At 44.0% G+C, this 18,830-nt stretch carries 13 protein-coding genes; 10 read left to right on the top strand and 3 right to left on the bottom strand.

The window, feature by feature from the left end:
- The first annotated feature begins 74 nt into the window (after nucleotides 1-74).
- The 5 genes from J3U67_RS02660 (at nucleotide 75) to hisC (ending at nucleotide 6,031) form a co-directional block, all read left to right on the top strand.
- Entirely contained in the window at nucleotides 75-1,022 is a 948-nt protein-coding gene (locus J3U67_RS02660) for a class I SAM-dependent methyltransferase (protein ID WP_267390135.1), read from the top strand.
- Between the two features lie 29 nt (nucleotides 1,023-1,051).
- On the top strand, nucleotides 1,052-1,666 hold the full coding sequence (locus J3U67_RS02655) for a ricin-type beta-trefoil lectin domain protein (RefSeq protein ID WP_267390136.1): 615 nt from the start codon (nucleotides 1,052-1,054) through the stop codon (nucleotides 1,664-1,666).
- A 468-nt stretch (nucleotides 1,667-2,134) separates the two neighbouring features.
- Complete coding sequence (locus J3U67_RS02650) at nucleotides 2,135-3,319, top strand: 5-(carboxyamino)imidazole ribonucleotide synthase (protein ID WP_267403638.1); 1,185 nt, start codon at nucleotides 2,135-2,137, stop codon at nucleotides 3,317-3,319.
- Nucleotides 3,320-3,343: 24 nt separating this feature from the next.
- Nucleotides 3,344-4,888 (top strand): SulP family inorganic anion transporter, encoded by a 1,545-nt coding sequence (locus J3U67_RS02645; protein ID WP_267390139.1) that lies wholly within the window; start codon nucleotides 3,344-3,346, stop codon nucleotides 4,886-4,888.
- Nucleotides 4,889-4,969: 81 nt separating this feature from the next.
- Nucleotides 4,970-6,031, top strand: coding sequence for a histidinol-phosphate transaminase (hisC, locus tag J3U67_RS02640; RefSeq protein WP_267403636.1), 1,062 nt, complete (start codon nucleotides 4,970-4,972; stop codon nucleotides 6,029-6,031).
- Between the two features lie 62 nt (nucleotides 6,032-6,093).
- Here hisC and J3U67_RS02635 read toward each other — a convergent pair whose 3' ends face one another.
- Entirely contained in the window at nucleotides 6,094-7,068 is a 975-nt protein-coding gene (locus J3U67_RS02635; RefSeq protein WP_267390141.1) for an FAD:protein FMN transferase, read from the bottom strand.
- A gap of 25 nt (nucleotides 7,069-7,093) precedes the next feature.
- Nucleotides 7,094-9,871 carry a flavocytochrome c gene (locus tag J3U67_RS02630; RefSeq protein WP_267390143.1) on the bottom strand — a complete coding sequence of 926 codons (2,778 nt, stop codon included), beginning with the start codon at nucleotides 9,869-9,871 and terminating at the stop codon, nucleotides 7,094-7,096.
- A 535-nt stretch (nucleotides 9,872-10,406) separates the two neighbouring features.
- On the opposite strand from J3U67_RS02630, the gene J3U67_RS02625 reads away from it, so the two are divergent.
- The 5 genes from J3U67_RS02625 to sbmA all read left to right on the top strand — a co-directional run bounded on the left by J3U67_RS02625 (nucleotide 10,407) and on the right by sbmA (nucleotide 16,740).
- Nucleotides 10,407-11,657, top strand: coding sequence for a lipoprotein-releasing ABC transporter permease subunit (locus J3U67_RS02625; RefSeq protein WP_267403634.1), 1,251 nt, complete (start codon nucleotides 10,407-10,409; stop codon nucleotides 11,655-11,657).
- Nucleotides 11,650-12,345: a lipoprotein-releasing ABC transporter ATP-binding protein LolD gene (lolD, locus tag J3U67_RS02620; protein ID WP_100140016.1), complete on the top strand. Its 696-nt coding sequence runs from the start codon at nucleotides 11,650-11,652 to the stop codon at nucleotides 12,343-12,345. Before J3U67_RS02625 ends, lolD begins: the two co-directional genes overlap by 8 nt.
- 35 nt (nucleotides 12,346-12,380) lie before the next feature.
- A complete protein-coding gene (gene recD / locus J3U67_RS02615) occupies nucleotides 12,381-14,165 on the top strand; it encodes an exodeoxyribonuclease V subunit alpha (RefSeq protein ID WP_267403632.1) in 1,785 nt (594 codons plus the stop codon).
- Nucleotides 14,166-14,305: 140 nt separating this feature from the next.
- Nucleotides 14,306-15,025, top strand: a complete 720-nt coding sequence (locus tag J3U67_RS02610) for a 5'-methylthioadenosine/adenosylhomocysteine nucleosidase (protein WP_267403798.1) — start codon at nucleotides 14,306-14,308, stop codon at nucleotides 15,023-15,025.
- A gap of 512 nt (nucleotides 15,026-15,537) precedes the next feature.
- Entirely contained in the window at nucleotides 15,538-16,740 is a 1,203-nt protein-coding gene (gene sbmA, locus J3U67_RS02605) for a peptide antibiotic transporter SbmA (protein WP_323811343.1), read from the top strand.
- A gap of 250 nt (nucleotides 16,741-16,990) precedes the next feature.
- On the opposite strand, the gene J3U67_RS02600 is transcribed toward sbmA, so the two are convergent.
- Entirely contained in the window at nucleotides 16,991-18,757 is a 1,767-nt protein-coding gene (locus J3U67_RS02600; protein ID WP_267403630.1) for a cation:proton antiporter, read from the bottom strand.
- Nucleotides 18,758-18,830 lie beyond the last annotated feature (73 nt).

The raw sequence follows: 18,830 nt of genomic DNA, 5'->3' as shown, positions 1-18,830 counted from the left end.
CTGGGGAGATGGTGGTTTTTTCCGTTACAATGTGGGTATTAGGTTGTTTGTGGCAGATATGTAAAGTTTTATTTATGAGTAATGATATAGGTGCTTTTGCTAACCGTCTTGGTAAGAATATTAAACATTTGCGTAAGTGGGCGCAGCGTGAGGGGCTGGAGGCATGGCGGATGTACGACCGTGATATTCCTCAATATCCGTTTGCGGTGGATATTTATAAGGATCAGGTTCATTTGCAGGAATATGATACTGGCTGGCTGATGCAGAAGACAGAGTATGAGGAATGGCTGGGCGGGGTGATTGAGGCGATAGTGTTCGTTACAGGGCTGCCTGCAGACAATATTCATGTTAAAAGACGGGCGCGCCAGAAAGGTAAAGAGCAGTATGAAAAAACCGGTGCTGAAGGCACAGATTTTGTTATTCATGAATACGGACGTGCTTTTTGGGTAAATCTGGATAAGTATTTAGATACGGGTTTATTTATAGATCATCGTAATACTCGCAGGTTAATCGGTAATCTAGCTGAAGGTAAACGTTTTTTGAATTTATTTGCTTATACGGGTAGTTTTACGGTTTATGCGGCCACTGGCGGAGCCATATTGAGTGAAACGGTCGATTTGTCAAATACTTATCTGCAATGGGCGAAACGTAATTTTGAGCTAAATGGATTGGATAGTTTAAAGCATCAGATTGTGCGTGCTGATGTGTTCCTGTATCTGCAGCAGGCAGCTGAACTAAGCAGGCAGTTTGATTTAATTGTAATGGATCCACCGAGTTTTTCTAATAGTAAGAAAATGCGAGATATTCTTGATATTCAACGGGATCAGGAAAAGTTGATTGATGGGGCGATGCATTTATTGGCGCCACAGGGGGTGTTGTTTTTCTCAAATAATCTGCGGAGTTTCACGTTGAATGCTGGTTTGCATCAACGCTACAGCATTCGGGATATTTCTGCAAATACTGTACCTGATGATTTTCGCAATACCCGCATTCACCAGTGTTGGGAGATCAGGCATCGATAATTTCTGGGTTATGATTACGGGAGGTGATAATGATTGGCAATATACAATTCAAGCAAATTTTGATTTTGATGAGTATGCTGTGTTGTCCAGCTTTGAACCAAGCAGCGGTCATATATCATTCCGGTCATGGTGAGCGCGATATCATTGTTGATTTGCCTATTTCACGAACCACTACGATTAATAAAACGGTACATATTGATGCCACTGCTGGCTCAACTGTGATTTATACTGATACGCCCGTATATCCTGCTGCTCTGCCTTATCCAGATTATCCTGAAATTTTACCTTATCCGCCTGTTTATCCTGTTTCTTCCAGTATCAGCTTGCGTCCGCTCAATAGTGTATGTTTGCGTACGAAAAGCATGGCTTCGGTATGGCAGCCTGTTTTGCTTGAAACTTGTACGGCTGGAGAAATCAGTGAGGCTATGTATTTCCATCAGGGAAAAGTATGGCTGAACAATCGTTGCCTTGCTGTTAAAAATCATGATGTTGGAGTCGTTTCTTGTACGCAAAGTAGAAGAAATAACTGGTTACTAACGGGACGCCAGCTTCGAGATAGGGATAGTAAATTATGTGTGGATGGGGCTAACGGCTCTTTGCAATTACAACCCTGTAGTGATGTTTCTAGTCAGAAATTTCATTAAAACTATGAATAAATTGGAAATTGATTAAATGTATTTGGGTTTGTGGTATCTAATTAGATGACTGTTGATTGCTCTGTTTTACTAATTTTGAATTTAAATTGATGGATTATAACTGGTCATTTGTGTTTGATTTTGTAATCAAGAATTGATTTATGTTAACATAATTGAAGGTAATATTATTTTTGGGTTTACTTAATTTTATTTTTCGATTGGTTAAGGTAATTTATTTAAAGAATTTTATTTTTTTATTTAAAAATTCTGAGATTTGGCTGATATGAAGGTTTTTTGCAACCTATCTGGCTGCTAAGTGCATTAATTACTATTATTATTTGCATAGTTTGTATATTGATTTGCTGACAGGTAAATTAGACACTGAGTAAGTTTAAGATCTCAATGCTGTTAGCTGTTTTGGCATAAGATTATTTTAAAATGATATTGTTTGTATTCTGAGGGTTGTTCTATACCGTTATGTCTTGTTTTTCTTCCTGTATTCTGCCACCTTCAATGCTGGGCATTATGGGCGGTGGCCAGTTAGGGGCAATGTTTACAGTTGCTGCTAAAACAATGGGTTATCAGGTGATGGTATGGGATCCTGATCCTGAAGCTCCTGCTGCTCAATTTGCTGATGTGCATTTGTGCGCTGCTTTTGATGATTCTAAAGCTTTACAGGCTATGGCTGAATGTGCGGCGGTAACGACGGAATTTGAAAATGTCAATGCTCAGTCTATGCGCTGGTTGGCACAATATACAGTTGTGTCTCCCTCTGGTGAATGTGTGGCTATTGCACAAGACAGGCAGCAGGAAAAGGAATGGATTGCTAAAGCTGGGCTGAAAACGGTACCTTATCGTGTTGTTTGTGCTGAATCTGATATTGATAGCCATGTTGAAGAATTATTACCAGGAATACTGAAGACGGCGACGCTGGGCTATGATGGTAAAGGTCAGATAGCGGTTAGTACAATTGCTGAATTGAAGTCTGCTTTTGCCAAATTAGGGCAGGTGCGCTGTGTGCTGGAAAAAAAAGTAGATTTGCGTGCGGAAATTTCGGTGGTAGTGGCACGGCTTGATGAAGAGCACACGGTGTGTTTTCCAGTTGCAGAAAACCAGCATGAAAATGGTATTTTGGCATATTCGCTGGTACCGGCTAGACTACCTCTTTCAGTTTTACAGCAGGCTGAGCAGATGGCATGCCGGCTGGCTCAGGCCATAGAATATAGAGGGGTCATGGCAGTTGAGATGTTTGTTGTGGGCAGCAAGATGCAGCTGGTAGTGAATGAAGTGGCGCCGCGGCCGCATAATTCGGGCCATTTTAGTATGGATGCCTGTATTTCGGACCAGTTTCAGCAACAGGTGAGAATAATGTGTGGTTTAAAACCGGCTGCTGCTGATTTGTTACAGCCTTGCTGTATGGCCAATATTCTTGGTGATGTATGGCCGCTGCAAGCTGAACCGAACTGGTCTGTCGTGCTGAATCATGCAACGGCATTTTTACATCTGTATGGTAAAAAACAAGTCCGTCCGAGTCGCAAGATGGGACATTTTACTGTTCTTGCACAGGATTCTGAGCAGGCCTTGCAAATGGCTCGCGCTCTTCATCTGCGTTTGCAATCTGGTGCTCAAGAATTTTGCTCGACTGATGTTAATTTATCCTGATGATTTGGGCTAAAGGATAATACCTTGGAACTGAAAAGCTTTAAGTGGCGGCCTTTGGTATGGCTGTCACATGGCTGGAAGATGCTGGGCTATGTTTTGCCGATGGCTCTTGCCTGTGCCGGTATCACCGGCTTGCCCATTTCTATGGCTCTGGCCAGCTTGTTGTGTGCACTATTGTGCTGCCTTCTTTTTGGTGGCCGTAATAAAGTATTGCTGACGCCCGCACCGTTTTCAGCTTTGATGCTTACCGCATCGATAGCTTACTATGCCGGTGCGGTGTCGGATCGGCTTATGGTAGCGAGTATGCTGACTCTGTTTACTGGAGGCTGGTTAGTATTGCTGACTGTGATTCTGCCACGGCATTGTATGAACTGGATTGCCCGTCCGGTGTGGCACGGTATTGGAATGGGGATTTCCTTGACTCTGATGGTGATGCTGGCACCGATTATTCTTGGTGTGGCCGCCAATAATAGCTCATGGCTGGAGCAATGGGTGCTACTGCTAAACTGGCATAGCTGGAATTGGCCGAGCGTGGTGCTGGCTGCTCTTTCTCTTGCTTTACTGCTGTTTTGGCGAACGCAATCTCAGCCGAAAGCTTTGTGGGTGTTGCTGTTGGTATGGATGCTCAGCCATATTTGGCCGTTTACATTGCTGGGTGTGGCTACTCCGGTACAGCAAAACTGGCAAGTTTGGATGCAAGTGAGTCAAGTACATGCAGACTGGGCTTTGCTGGTATTTATGAGTGCTACGATTGCTTTATTGATTAATGTAGAAATTTGCCAATATTTACCAGATCGTTTCCGGTACAGCACTGGTTTGACTGGTTTGACTAATATTCTGTCTGCGCTGACTGGCGGTATGGTGGCCAGTGTGGGTTATGTAGATGATCAGGCTCTGCGATTAACCCGTTCGACGTTGTTGACAGCACTGGTGATATTGTTACTGATCTATTGCTGGTCATGGTGGCGTGCGGTTCCGCTGCCAGTGCTGGCCGTAATTGCGCTGTATGCAATCTGCGTGCAGATAAACTGGAGTGAGTTGCGCTTGTATTATCGCCAATGGGGTGATTTGTTATGGTTGTGTGTTTCTGCGCTGCTGATTGTGTTGTTTGGTATCTGTGCCGGTTTATGGCTGATTATTTCTTTAGGCTTGATTGTGATGTGCTGGCATACTATTCGTCTGCGAGCATGGCCGTTGTTGCTGCCTGAAGTGCAGATTGTGGTACAGGAAGCTGTTATTACGCTGCCACAGATTTTGCTGTTTGCTAATGCCAGTAGCTTACTCCATAGAAGTTTTGATTTGGTTCGGACATTGAAAGTACAAAAGGTTTATCTGGATGTGAGTGCAGGCTGTCATACTGATGTGACGGTATTTGTCCATCTGCAGGTGTTGGCACGTAACCTGCATCAGCAAGGTAAAACTTTATATATCTGTGGCCTGAGTGAAGCGGCATGTATGGTGCTAACGACTAAAAAATTGGATTATTTGCTGCCTGAGCAATTGAGTACGCGTGATGCTGAATCTTTATTGATCAGCCCAAGCTATGCTGGTGAGCCTGTAACAGTATGAATTCGGTTGTGATACGGGGCTGAGTTGCGATTGTGTGGGTTTGTAAGTAACCAAGTTTTATAATAAGGGAATAGAAATAGAATGAGTAAATTTTGGAGTGAGAATACTAAAAGGTTGCAGCCTTATGTACCCGGTGAGCAGCCTAAATTTTCTAATCTGGTTAAACTGAACACTAATGAGAATCCATTTGCACCATCACCTTTGGTGTTACAGGCAATGCATGACGCAGTAAATGGGGATTTGCGTTTATACCCTGATCCGAATGCAGATAATCTTAAGCAGACTGTGGCAGACTACTATGGTTTGCAAAAATCGCAAGTGTTTGTGGGAAATGGCTCTGATGAGGTGCTGGCACACGCTTTTGCAGCTTTTTTTCAAGGTAAACAGCAGTTGTTGATGCCCGATATTAGCTATAGCTTTTATCCAGTGTATTGTCAGTTGTATGATGTGAAACCGCGTGTGATACAACTGGATGCGCAGTTTGCCATTAATTCGGCAGATTACGCTGGGGCAGTGGCGGGTGTGATTTTTCCAAACCCGAATGCACCTACCGGCTGTATTCTACCGCTCGCAATGATTGAAAAGATATTGCAAGCTAATCCTGAATGTGTGGTGCTGGTAGATGAAGCTTATATTGATTTTGGTGGTGTCTCTGCGGTGAAGTTGATTGCAGATTATCCTAATCTACTCGTAGTGCAGACATTATCTAAGTCACGGTCGCTAGCTGGTATGCGGGTTGGTCTGGCATTGGGGCAGGCTGAATTGATTGAAGGGCTAGAGCGAGTAAAAAACAGTTTTAATTCCTATCCGCTGGATCGTGTGGCACAGGCGGCGGCTATTGCTGCCTTCAAGGATGATGGCTATTTTCGTTCTACTTGTAAAAAAGTCATCGATAACCGTATCTGGCTGACTGAACAATTACGGCAACTGGGTTTTGAAGTCTTACCTTCTTATGCCAATTTTGTATTTGCTTGTCACGTAGAAAAAGCTGCCGAGGAGATTGCTGTCTTTTTGCGTCAGCATGGTGTGGTGGTGCGCCATTTTCAACAGGCTAGGATTGATAATTTTTTGCGTATCAGTATTGGGACAGTTGAGCAACAGCAGCGTCTAATAGCGGTGCTGAAAGAATTATTGATGAAATAATAATAATTAAAAATATTAATTTATTATTTGGGTATTGGCTATTTCAGGCAGTTCGTAGGAATTCAATTTAGTTCATATGAGCAAATTTGGTAATCATCTGCTAGTGATTTAAATTCGAAGTGCTGATTGGATCTGATGATTATTTTTTTGTCTTTGGTCACAAATATGGCACCCATATATTGATGTTTATCTAATTCTTTTATTCCTCGTTCTACTCCCAAGCCGTAAAGAATTGTGGAATAGATATCGCCAGTCAAGGAGTTGTCGGAAATGATAGTGACACTTTGCAGCTCGTTGTCTAAAGGGTAGCCACTCTGAGGATCAATGATGTGGTGATACAGTTTTTCATTCAGGATGAAATAGCGTTCATAAATCCCAGATGTTACAACTGATTTATTTTGCAGATGCAGAATTCCCAGCAGGCTGTCTGCGGCGGCAAACGGGCGTTTTAGTCCGATATGCCATTGCTGATTGCTGGTGAGGGGTGAGCTTCCAATGGTTAATACATTACCGCCACAGTTGATTATGGCCTGATGGATGCCATAGCTGGCTAATACCAGTTTGGTTATATCTGCTATATAGCCTTTGGCAATGGCACCTAAATCTATTTCCATGCCGGTTCTGGTCAGAAAAACAGTATGATTTTTTTCGTCTAGTTTTATTAGCTCAGGATTAGCTAGGGTCAGCCGCTTAGCAATTTCTTCAGCAGGCGGGACGCTGTGGCCGTTAAAGCCGATTTTCCATAGTTTAACCAGTGGTCCAATGGCAAAGTTGAAACAGCTATGGGGAAGTAGGCTGGCCTGTTTGGCCTGACGGATTAAATCAAAAACTAGTTTGCTGACTGCTACCGGCTGTGAGCCGGCAGCATGATTGATGCTCATCACTTCTGAATGGTTTCTGTTGACCGTTAATCGTGTTTCTAAAGCCTGTATGGTTTGAAACACAGCTGATACTGCCGGCAGGTTTTCTACAAAAAGTTGTAGGGAAACTGTTGTTCCCATGAGCTGCTGGCTGTAGGTATGGCAGGTTTCTGACATGGTGATGAGCAAGGTAAATCAATAATTATAGGTCTTTTGCATAGGCAGCTGCCTGATCACCAGCCTGAATACCAAAAATAATGATATCGGCAATGGCGTTACCACCGATGCGGTTACCCCCGTGTACGCCACCAGCTACTTCGCCTGCTGCGTATGCGCCTTTAATAACTTGCGCATTGGTATCAAGTACTTCTGTATTGGTGTTGATAGTAACACCACCCATGGTATGGTGGATACCTGGTGCAATCGGAATTGCATAGAATGATGGCTGGTTTAAAGGGTGGCGCATGCCGGTGGTGCGGCCGAAATCTTCGTCATGCTGCTGTTCGACAAAACGATTATAGCGTTCTACCGTATTGCTGAGGGTTTCCGGGTTGATATCCAGTTTTTCTGCCAGTCCAACTAAAGAATCTGCCTGTACAGCCAGTCCTTTGCCGATGTAGGTATCTGCTGCTTTATTTTCCTGACGTATTTGCTCATCGAATAATATATAAGCATAATGATCTGTAAGGGCGATGATACTGTTGGAAACTTTATCGCGTGTGTCTAGCTCGTTGACAAAGCGTTTGCCATGCCGTGATACCAGTATGGCACCACCGCCACGTATAGATTCTGAAATCAGATAGGCAGTTTTTTGTTCGACTGTGGGATGAATCTGTATTTCATTCATGTCAACTGTACCAGCGCCGATTTTCTGTAACAGGGCAATGCCTGAACCGGTAGCGCCTTTGTGGTTGGTGGTTACAAAATTTGCTAAGTCTGGTCGGTAATGTGTCACCATCTGCGCGTTGGCACCAAAACCACCTGTGGCTACGATGATTGCTTTGGTGCTGATGCGTTGTTCATTGCCATCTTCGTCATTCACTATTACTGCATTGATCCGTCCATCTTTTAGTTCGATATCGGTAACGGAGGTATCGAGCATCAGTTCGATACCGCGCTCATTGATGTTTTTCAATAAGCCGCTAATCAGAAATCCGCCTACGGCCGCACCATTATTTGGACGATGGGTGCGGTCTACGCTCATGCCGCCTGTGGTAGTTAGATTGTTTAAGCGGATTCCTTTTGCGTCCAGCCAATTGATAGCCGCCGGCGCATGTTCGACAAAGTAGTGTAATAGTTCAGGATTGTTTTTGTTTTTACCGCCTTTTAAGGTCTCGTTATAGAACCATTCTTTATGGTCGGTAATGCCTGCCTGTTGCTGGAACAGGGTTTCTGCGGCGTTCATGCCGGCTGAGGCTTTATTGGTATTGCCACCGGCAATTGGCATTTTTTCAATGATGACGACAGATGCACCTTTGTCGTGAGCTTCTATTGCTGCTGCCAGTCCGGCACCACCACTACCTACTACAACCACATCACAGGTTTTGTCGTCGCCATCGCCGCCTTCAACAATGCTGGCTACTTTGTAGGAGGTGGAAATGGCTTTTGTTACTGCTTTTTTAAAGGCATCGCACTGTGATGTGGCACCACTGATGGCATCGACATAAGGGCTGTTGGCGGCCAATATCCGCTCTTTGATTTCGTTGAAATTGCGAACGGATACGTGGTCTAGCTGTTCGGCATTTATAAGTGACATGTCTTTGATGAAATCTTCTCCCAGCTCTACATTGATAACGAATTTGTTTTCGTAGTCATCGCTGACTGTCTGCTGGTAGGTGCCGGCATGGAATTTTTTGGTATTGATTTCTCGTACCATGCTATGGATAAGCGGAAAGCGCCATAAGGGCTCGGGTATGCATAGCTCGGTACGCTGATCGCTATTCATGGACAGTTGTAAATCATCGTATTGCTGTATACGATCTGCCCAATCTGGATAGGCAACGCATGCTCGTCCTGCAGCTACTAAATCATAGCCGTGTGCCATGGCTGTCTCTGCATCAGCCTTGTTTACTACATTACCTACGCCGATGACGGGTACTTTAGCCAGCGCTGCTGAACGCTGTTGAATGTATTTATCTATTAACGGTGTTTCGTCGTCAGTATCAATGATGGATGGACGTAAAGTCGCAGCCATGGAGAAATGGACATAGTCAAGACCGGTTTGTGCTAGTTTATCTAGTAAAAACAAGGAATCTTCAAAGGTAATCCCAGGTACTTCTAGCTCTTCTGGTGAGAAGCGGTAACCAATGATAAATTCTTTATTTGCATGTTCTTCTGCCATTTGCCGGCTGATTTCTAGTACCGCTAGCGGGAAACGGGTGCGGTTTTCACGGCTACCACCCCATTTGTCTTGTCGCTGGTTGGCATGAGGTGAGAAAAACTGTTGAATCAGATAAGTATTGGCGCCATGAATTTCAATGCCATCGAAGCCGGCGGCTATGGCTCGTCTGGCGGCATCGCCAAATTTTATAATCATGTCTTCCACTTCACCCGCGCTCATTGCTACCGGTACTGTGGCATTTGGTCGAGGAATAGCGATGGCACTGGGTGCTTTTGGTGTTTGGCCGCCGATAAGCTGAGGTTCCACCATGCGTCCGCCATGATAGATTTGTATAATTGCTTTAGAACCTTGTTCTTTGATAGCTGCAGCAAGCAGGCTCAGACCTTCGATGCAGTCGTCGTTATGTATGCCGATGGCGCCAGGAAAAGCCGGTCCCATGGTATCGACGAACCCGCATTCCACTATAACAGTTCCGATGCTGCCAGCTCGCTGGCGGTAATATTCAATTAGGTTGTCGGTAACCGTGCCATCATAGAATCCGCAGCATGTTGTCATTGGTGCCATGACCAGTCGGTTTTTCAGAATGGCCCCGTTGGGTAGGGTAAGCGGATTATATAGTGGAGAAGATGGGGTATTCATACGCATTATCAGTTAATCAGAATCAGTCTAAAATTAGAAATAGGCGCATGGTAGCGTAAACCTTTGTACTCTTCTATTGAGCAAAAGTAGTATATATAACAACGGCATATATTAAAGCTATTGTATTGATGATAATCAAAATTATGCGGTTAATTCTGGTAAAACTAAGCTGATTTTTGCTATGTAGATGCTCTTTCAACAGTGCTGTATTTGTGTATTTGGAAGTATGTTTTGAAGGTTAGAATGAACTTGGGTTGATAATAGCAGTTTGCTTTTAGGATGACATATTTGTGCGTTTGTGCTTTTAGATTTTTATGGTTCAGAAATTAAGTTCGACCTATAAAATATTTAAAAGGTTAAATATAATCAGGTATTTGAATAGTCTAGTTTACTTGAGATGAGAGATGCTTAACTGTTGCTGGTGTAAAACGATTGTCTGATTAACGAATATTAACATTATTATTATAAGTGTTGAGCATGACGCTGCTCGTTGCGCTCGGGTACAATCAGTTTTTTCTATTGAAATTTTTTACTCATGGCATCTCTGGAAACATGGATTGGTTTACGTTATTTACGGGCCAGGAAACGTAACGGGTTTATGTCATTCATTACCGCAGTGTCAATTGCTGGTATCGCACTCGGAGTTACTACTTTGATTGTGGTGCTGTCGGTGATGAATGGTTTTCAAAAAGAAATTCGTAATCAGTTACTCAGTGTCGCTCCGCATGCTGAAATGGGCTTTTATGAAAACAGTCTGGATCAGCATTGGCAGGATTTGCAAAAGTTAGTACAAGGGAATCCACAGGTGGTGGGCACGGCACCCTATGTAGCAGACCAAGCTTTGTTAGCCAATGCCGGCGAGGTACGTGGAGTGCAGATTCGCGGCATTGATCCCGCACTGGAAGGCAAAGTTGTGGATTATGGAGCCGGCATGCCCAAAAATGGTTTTGCTTCACTGAAACCTGGTGAATTCGGTATTTTGTTGGGCAAGGATTTGGCAGAGGCGCTGGGTGCTAATATTGGAGACAAAATCACTGTTATCACGCCTGATGGAAATGTCACGCCCGCTGGCATGGTGCCGCGTCTGAAACAGTTTACTCTGGTAGGGGTAGTAAAAACCAAGATTTATGAAGTGGATAATACGCTGGCTTTAACCCATATTAGTGATGCTCAAAAGCTTTACCGGCTAGGAAATAATGTAAGTGGTCTAAGGTTGAAACTGGCTGACCCACAAAATGCACCAGATGTGATTCGCAAAATTGTGCCACCTAAATTACAGAATGAAATTTGGATTCGTGACTGGACTTTTCAAAACCGCAGTTATTTTGATGCAGTACAGATGGAAAAACGCATGATGTTTATTATTTTGCTGCTAATAATTGCGGTGGCTGCATTTAATCTAGTGTCTTCATTAGTGATGGCGGTAACTGAAAAGCAGGCAGATATTGCTATATTACGCACTCTTGGGCTTTCCCCAGCCGGTGTAATGCGTATTTTCATGATTCAGGGTGCGGTAGCCGGTTTTCTGGGTACTTTTTTCGGAACCTTGTTTGGTGTCACTCTTGGTTTGAATATTGGCCGCATTGTTGCCTTTTTTGAGCACCTAACTGGTAAACATTTGATTCCATCGCAAATTTATTTTGTTAGCTACCTGCCGTCGAATGTGGAGTTTACTGATGTTTGTACTATTGCGGTGATTTCTTTGCTACTGGCTTTTGTGGCTACGCTGTATCCGAGCTGGCGTGCTGCCAAAACTCAACCGGCGGAGGCATTACGTTATGAATAAGCCGGAATATGTGATTGAATGTGAACATGTCAGTAAAACTTATGATGATGGCCATTTACAGGTATCGGTACTTGATGATTTGAATTTCAAAATCGGGAGTGGCCGAAGTATCAGTGTGGTTGGCGCTTCCGGCAGTGGTAAATCCACTTTACTACATCTTTTGGGTGGCCTGGATACACCCAGCTCAGGCAGCATTCGCCTAATGGGGCGTGATATTACTGAGCTGAGTCAGAAAGCCATTGGTCAGCTGCGAAATCAGTATTTGGGTTTTGTATATCAGTTTCATCATTTGCTGCCAGAGTTTACAGCGCTGGAAAACGTGATGATGCCTTTGTTGATTGGTCACATGCCCAAAGCACAGGCGGAAGAACAAGCAAGAGCAATGCTGGATAAAGTGGGTTTGAAACAGCGTTTGGCGCATCGTCCTGGAGAATTATCTGGCGGTGAGCGGCAGCGTGCTGCCATTGCTCGCGCTTTGGTTACTCATCCAGCCTGTATTCTGGCGGATGAACCTACAGGAAATCTGGATCGTAAAAATGCCAGTAATGTGCTCGATATGATGCTCGATTTGCAACATGAGCTAGGCACCAGTCTGGTAGTGGTTACCCATGATGATGAGCTTGCTGTACGTTTTGATGAGGTATTAACGGTATCAGATGGGAAATTAATACCTTTTGCAGCAAACTGAACCGTAGGGTTAATGGCTAATGATGGTTGCAGTGTATGGCAAATGAAATAACAGTGCAGGCAGGCTCTGAACAACCCGACCATCCGGCTCTGGCGGCAATGGCTCAGGTGCTGGGTACAGTTGTTCCGGCTGAATGGGCTGTGATGCAACCTTGGGCTAATGCACTGTTATGGGCGTTGAATCGGGGGGACAGTTATATTGTTGTTCCGCGCGAATACCGGACATCTGTCCGCAATTGTCGGATGCTGGTAGGGGCAGCCGGTGCGTATACGCCATTTGTTTTGCTGGATAATCATTTGTTTTCAGGCCGTATCTGGCAACTCGAGCAGGATATTGCTGAGAATCTGTGGAAACGCACAACAGTAAAATCTGTACCTTTAGATATGGAGGCTGTGGCTGTTGATCTGACTGAGTGGTTTCCGGATGCAGACAGTGCACAGCAGAGGTTTGCAGCGGCGCTGGCTCTATTACAGCATTTTGTGGTTATAAATGGCGGGCCGGGTACCGGAAAAACGACTACTGTTGCCAAAATTTTGGGATTGGTGCTCAAGCACGCATGGAAATTATCACGTCCGCCGCATATTGCTTTGGTGGCGCCTACCGGTAAAGCGGCAGCACATATGGCCAATGCCTTGCAGCGAGCTTTAAGTAAACTACCTTTGGATCAAGACAGTAGACGTTTGCTGGGACGGCTTGGCGGTCAAACTGTACACCGGTTGCTTCAGCTACAACCGCCTCTTTTAACAGGCCCTTATGATGCTGAGCATCCTTTACCGGTGGATATTCTGGTGGTGGATGAGTCCTCAATGCTGGATTTATCTTTGTTTCGGGCATTGCTGCGTGCTCTGAAAGAGGATGTGCGTCTGATATTGCTTGGTGATGCTAATCAGCTTCCAGCTGTTGGTGCTGGTAATGTATTAGCAGAATTGTCGCGGCCGACAGTATTGTCTCTTGCTCTAAAACAAAAGCTTACCACGCTGCTGCCAAATCAGATTCTGCCCGAAACCAGTAGTCAGGCTGGAATGGCAAGTCATGTGGCTACATTGAGTCACAGCTACCGTTTTGATGCTACGCAAGGTATCGGTGCTTTGGCGACTGCCTGTATTAAAGGTGATGATGAAAGTGCTATGAATGCCGTCCGCCGCTTTCCGGCACAGTTGCAGGTGCGTTCGGCTGATTGGCAGCGGATGTGTCATGATTTGTATGCTCTGCATCAGCCATGGTGGCAGGCCGTGGCCGATCATGATGTTGATGCAGTTTTTAGCCATCTAAATGATATTATGGTGTTGACAGCTTGGCGAGCTGATGCTGAAGCATTTAATCGGCATTACCGGCAGTTTTTGCGTAGTCGGCAGCATCTGAATACCGATAGCTGGTTTGCTGGTTTACCTATCATGATTACCCAAAATGATTATGCGGTGGGTTTGTATAATGGCGATATAGGTGTCATTCTTCCTGATGAAAATCATTCTGGTCACCTATGTGCCTATTTTAATGATGGTAATTCTTTTCGTTCGATGGTTCTCAGCCGTCTGCCTCCTCACGAAGATGCCTTTGCGATTACGGTACACAAAAGTCAAGGTTCGGAATACGATAGTGTATGGTTTGTGGCTCCTCAGACTAACGCTGCAGCAGATGACCCACTGTTTAATCGAGCGCTTTTTTATACTGCGTTGACTCGTGCACGGGAGCAGTTTATTTTCTGTGGTACTGCCAAACAAATGGTTCAGGGAATTAAAAATAGCCAGCAACGACGCAGTGGGCTGGGTGCTGCTCTGGCTGGAAAAGCATTACAGCAGTCGCAATTGTCTTTATTTTAATTCTGCTACTAAATGTGAAATCAAATTATTTGGATAGGTTTAGGTAACAGTGAAATTGAAAGCATCCATGCCTATCTGGCTGTAGAAAGTAAATTCTGCTATCCTGTTTTTTATCAAAAAAATATGACAAAGATTGAATGATGCCAACACCTTTAATTGCCGTTATTGCTGCCATGCAGCCTGAGCTGGATTATTTACTAACTCAACTGGAAAAACGTCAGGATGATGTAGCTGGAGCAGTGCATTTTTATCTAGGTGAAATTAAGGGTGTGCGGGTAGTGCTGGCACTAAGCGGAATAGGTAAAGTCAATGCGGCACTGACAACGGCAATCATTATTGAACGATATACACCTGATTATGTGATTAATACGGGAAGTGCAGGCGGTCTTAAAGCTGGTATGCAGATTGGTGATGTGGTGGTAGGACAAGAAGTAGCTCATCATGATGTCGATGTTACTGCTTTTGGCTATGAGTCTGGTCAGGTACCACAGCTGCCACCTAGATTTAAAGCTAGTGAGCTTTTGGTTGAAGCAGCTACTTGTGCGGCGCAAGTATTCACTGGTGCACATATCCATACAGGCTTGATAGTCAGCGGAGATCAGTTTATTGGTACTGCCGAGCAGAACAGTGCCATCAAAGATAAATTTGCTGATGTGCTGGCGGTGGAAATGGAAGCTGCTGCCATTGCTCAGACTTGCTATCAGTTGCATATCCCGTTTGTCATCATCCGAGCCATTTCCGATAATGGTGACGCTAATGCTGCCATTAGTTTTGATGAATTTTTACAGCAAGCAGGCCAAAATTCTGCACGCATGGTAATTGATTTAATTACTTTAGGTCTGCAAAATAGCCCTGAATGATATGTTAAATTAAGCGCTACAGGAAAGTGATGCCGGCTGTACATTAGTTGCCTGCATCGTTTAAGTATTTTGATGCTTAAAAATATAATGATAATGGGTTTGTTTCTTTGCTTTTTAATAGTGAAATAAGCTAATAAATATTTAATATAGAGGATAATATTTTTGTGGAAAAAATGGCATATTTTAAATTTTCTAGCCATTGCTCATTTTCTGCTATCTTTTTTTCTGCTGGTGGAATTTGGGTACCGTAATTTTTACGAACAAATCCAAATCCATTCTAAAATGGATGCTCTAAGCCAATTTGCTGTGCTTGAGACTATCAGACACAACAAACAGATGTTTAAAATAAATCCGTTACTGGATTAACTATATTGATTGACTTTGTGGGTCACTCGCTTTTTAATAGCTTCTTTACAATCTCCGCTGATGCATGCATATGGCTGGTGACGCACGAGCTGACATTGTTGAAACCATCTTTTTTTAACCGGTAGTTTTTTTGTCAGGATGAAATTGTGTTCCAGTCGTTTTTTCCTAAGCCTCGTTGGTTTTTTTTGTCTGCCATTTTGTGGATTGGTTTAAATATTGCTCTCTGGTATACGGGAGGTAAGTCTGCTGGTGAATGGTTCGGCTTTCCGCAAGGCTATGCTGATAAGCCTCTGGCTATTGGCCTTTCTCGTTTTTGGTCGCCCGCTTTTGTATGGTTTTATATCTGGTTTGTGCTGGCTACGTTGGTATTCGCGGTTTTCTGGTCGGTGGTGGCACGCCATCCATGGCAGCGTTGGTCTATATGGGGTTCGGCATTAATTCTGTTTAACATCTGGTTTAATGTGCAGGTAAGTGTGGCGATTAATGCCTGGTATGGACCGTTCTGGGACATGATACAGAAGATGCTTAGCAGTGGTGGAGGGCCAATCAGTAATATTTATCAGAATATGCTGACATTTTTGCTGATTGCGATGGTTTCGGTGACTATGATTATGCTGAATGCTTTTTTTGTCAGCCATTATGTGTTTCGCTGGCGCACCGCGATGAACCAGTATTATATAGACCACTGGCCAAAATTACATACAGTAGAAGGAGCCTCTCAGCGGGTGCAGGAAGATACAATGCGCTTTGCCACTATTGTGGAAGAATTGTGTGTCAGTCTGGTACGGGCTGTGATGGTGCTGATTGCTTTTTTACCGATTCTGTTTGAATTGTCGAGCCATGTACCTGTGCTTGCATTGATTGGTGAAATTAAATACTCGCTGGTTTGGGCAGCGATAGGCTGGTCTTTATTTGGTACGGTGCTGCTGATGGTGGTGGGGATTAAGCTACCGGGATTGCAATTCAATAATCAGAAAGTAGAAGCAGCTTACCGGAAAGAGTTGGTATATGGAGAGGATGATATTGCACGCGCCCAGCCAGCTACGTTAAAAGAACTTTTTGAGCGGGTGAGGGTGAATTACTACCGATTGTATTTTCATTACGCCTATTTTAATTTGGTGAGTACATGGTACATGCAGTTGGATAATTTATTCGGTTTATTCATATTATCTCCATCGATTGCAGCAGGCACGATGACTTTGGGGCTAATTAATCAGATTCTGAACGTGTTTGGCAATGTGCGTGATTCGTTCCAATATCTGATTAGTTCGTGGAAAACCATTATTGAGCTATTGTCGATTCATAAACGTTTGAAAGCTTTTGAATCGATATTAAATACTAAAAATTAATATTTATATTTTCACGTTATTTTGGCTATATATAGTTTGCACATAAAACATAAAACAATCTTATATTGATTTTATATCAGGCAGAAGATTTATCTGGCAATGCTTACATATTTGCTGGCACCGAGTGCTGCAGACGTGTCATCAGTATTAGCGCTTGTTGGATTGGCCGGAAAATTAGCTAATTGTAATCTGATTCAGACAGCAAATTGTTGAATGAGCCAATAGTCGCTGAGACTTTCGGAACTGATGCTCAGTAATCCAATGCAATTAATCTTTTTCCAATGGCAGATGCTGGCTGAAACTCACTGCTGATGATATATAAGGTATTGTTTTTATCCTGTAAGAACAGAGGAATTGCTTGCGGATGGTCATGACAGTACTGCTGATAGTTGTAGGCAGCAGTAATGTTGGTAATTTTTATCCGAGCCTGCTTGTTTAGCATGTTTTCCAGACGCCCGAATGTCACCTCTTTTTCAAACAGTTGGCGGGAAACAAACTGATGTTGTTTCTGGGCGCGAGCGGTTAAATGCTGTTCTTCGGCAAAACGGATACGATAGATATTCTGCTCGCCGAATTCATGCCGAAATTGGAGTTCACATAAGGTATTCAGTTCTTTATCGCGGCTGACGGCGAACAAATGGCCAATGCCAATTAGGTCTAGTTGTGTCTGTGCATTTTCTGATACCGGATTACCGAAATAGGTGCGAAGACCCTGCATGCGGGCACGGGCAATCTGTATGTAGTGATAATCGGCAACCAAAACATCGATATTCAGTTGTTTTAGGGTATTAGCCAGCATCAGGGCGACATCATTGCTGCCAACAATCAGTACGCCGTTATTGGCTGGTTCGCGTACTTTCAAGATGATGGCAATTGTTTTTGCGCCCAGCCCCTGAATCAACACGGTACCAATAATTATTAGAAATACCAATGGTGCCAGTAATTCTGTACCGGCTAAATGCTGGTGTTCTAAACGCATTGCAAACAATGAGGCAATCGAGGCTGCGACAATACCACGCGGTCCGATCCAGCTTATCATTAGTTTTTCCTGCACGGTTAAACCGGAGTGGATAGAAGAAAACCACACGGCCAACGGACGCGCAACGAACATGGCAATCATCAGTAGCAACAATCCGTGCCAGCCAAGACCAAGTAGCGCAGCTAGGTCCATACGTGCGGCAAGGATAATGAATAATGTCGGAATAAAGAGTAAGGTAAGGGATTCGTTAAACGCCAGAATACTTTGGCGTGGAAATTGGGGCCAGTTAGCTAGTGTAAGTCCTAAAATCGTTACCGTGAGCAAGCCGGATTGGCTTTCCAGATAGTTGGAAATAGAGAACAGAATAAGCACAAATGCGAAGGTAACGACGTTGCGCATGTATTCCGGCAGCCAATAGCGTTTGATGGCATTGGCGAGAATTACAGCACCCAGCCCGCCACAGATTACAGCTACCAGCACAATTTTGCTAAAAAGCAGCAGTGAATTTTCGTGGCCGTTGGAAACTATGTACTCATAGACGAGTACAACGGCAATGGCGCCGATGGGGTCGATAATAATGCCTTCCCAGCGCAGAATATTGGCAATTTTTGTACGTGGCCTGACGCTGCGTAGCATGGGCGCGATAACGGTGGGGCCGGTGACACATACGAGGGCACCAAACAGTATAGCCACCCGTATATCCAGATTGAACAACCAGTAAGTAGCTAGTGATAATACTGCAATGGTAATGAGGGTACCAAAGGTCACCAGATTTTGAACTACACGGCCATGCTGGCTGATTTCGTGAAATTGCAGCGTAAGGGCGCCTTCAAACAAGATAATGGCTACACCTAAAGAAATACACGGAAAAAGGAGGTCGCCCATGACTTTATCAGGCTGAAACCATCCCAGCACTGGCCCAATGATTATGCCAGTGAACAACAGAAACAGTACGGATGGTTGTTTCAGATACCACGCCAGCCATTGTGCACCTATGCCCAGTGCCAGTAATGCTGAAAACTGAAAGGCTATATCCATTATTTTATATGTGTTGTTTGGTAGTTTCTATTCTGCCACAAACTGTTCCCTCTATTATTTTTTTTCATAATCA

The sequence above is a fragment of the Snodgrassella sp. B3837 genome (genome assembly GCF_026535955.1).
GTDB lineage: Bacteria > Pseudomonadota > Gammaproteobacteria > Burkholderiales > Neisseriaceae > Snodgrassella > Snodgrassella alvi_E.
The sequence above is the reverse complement of the archived record's forward strand: the minus strand, read 5'-3'. Positions and strand labels throughout refer to the sequence as shown.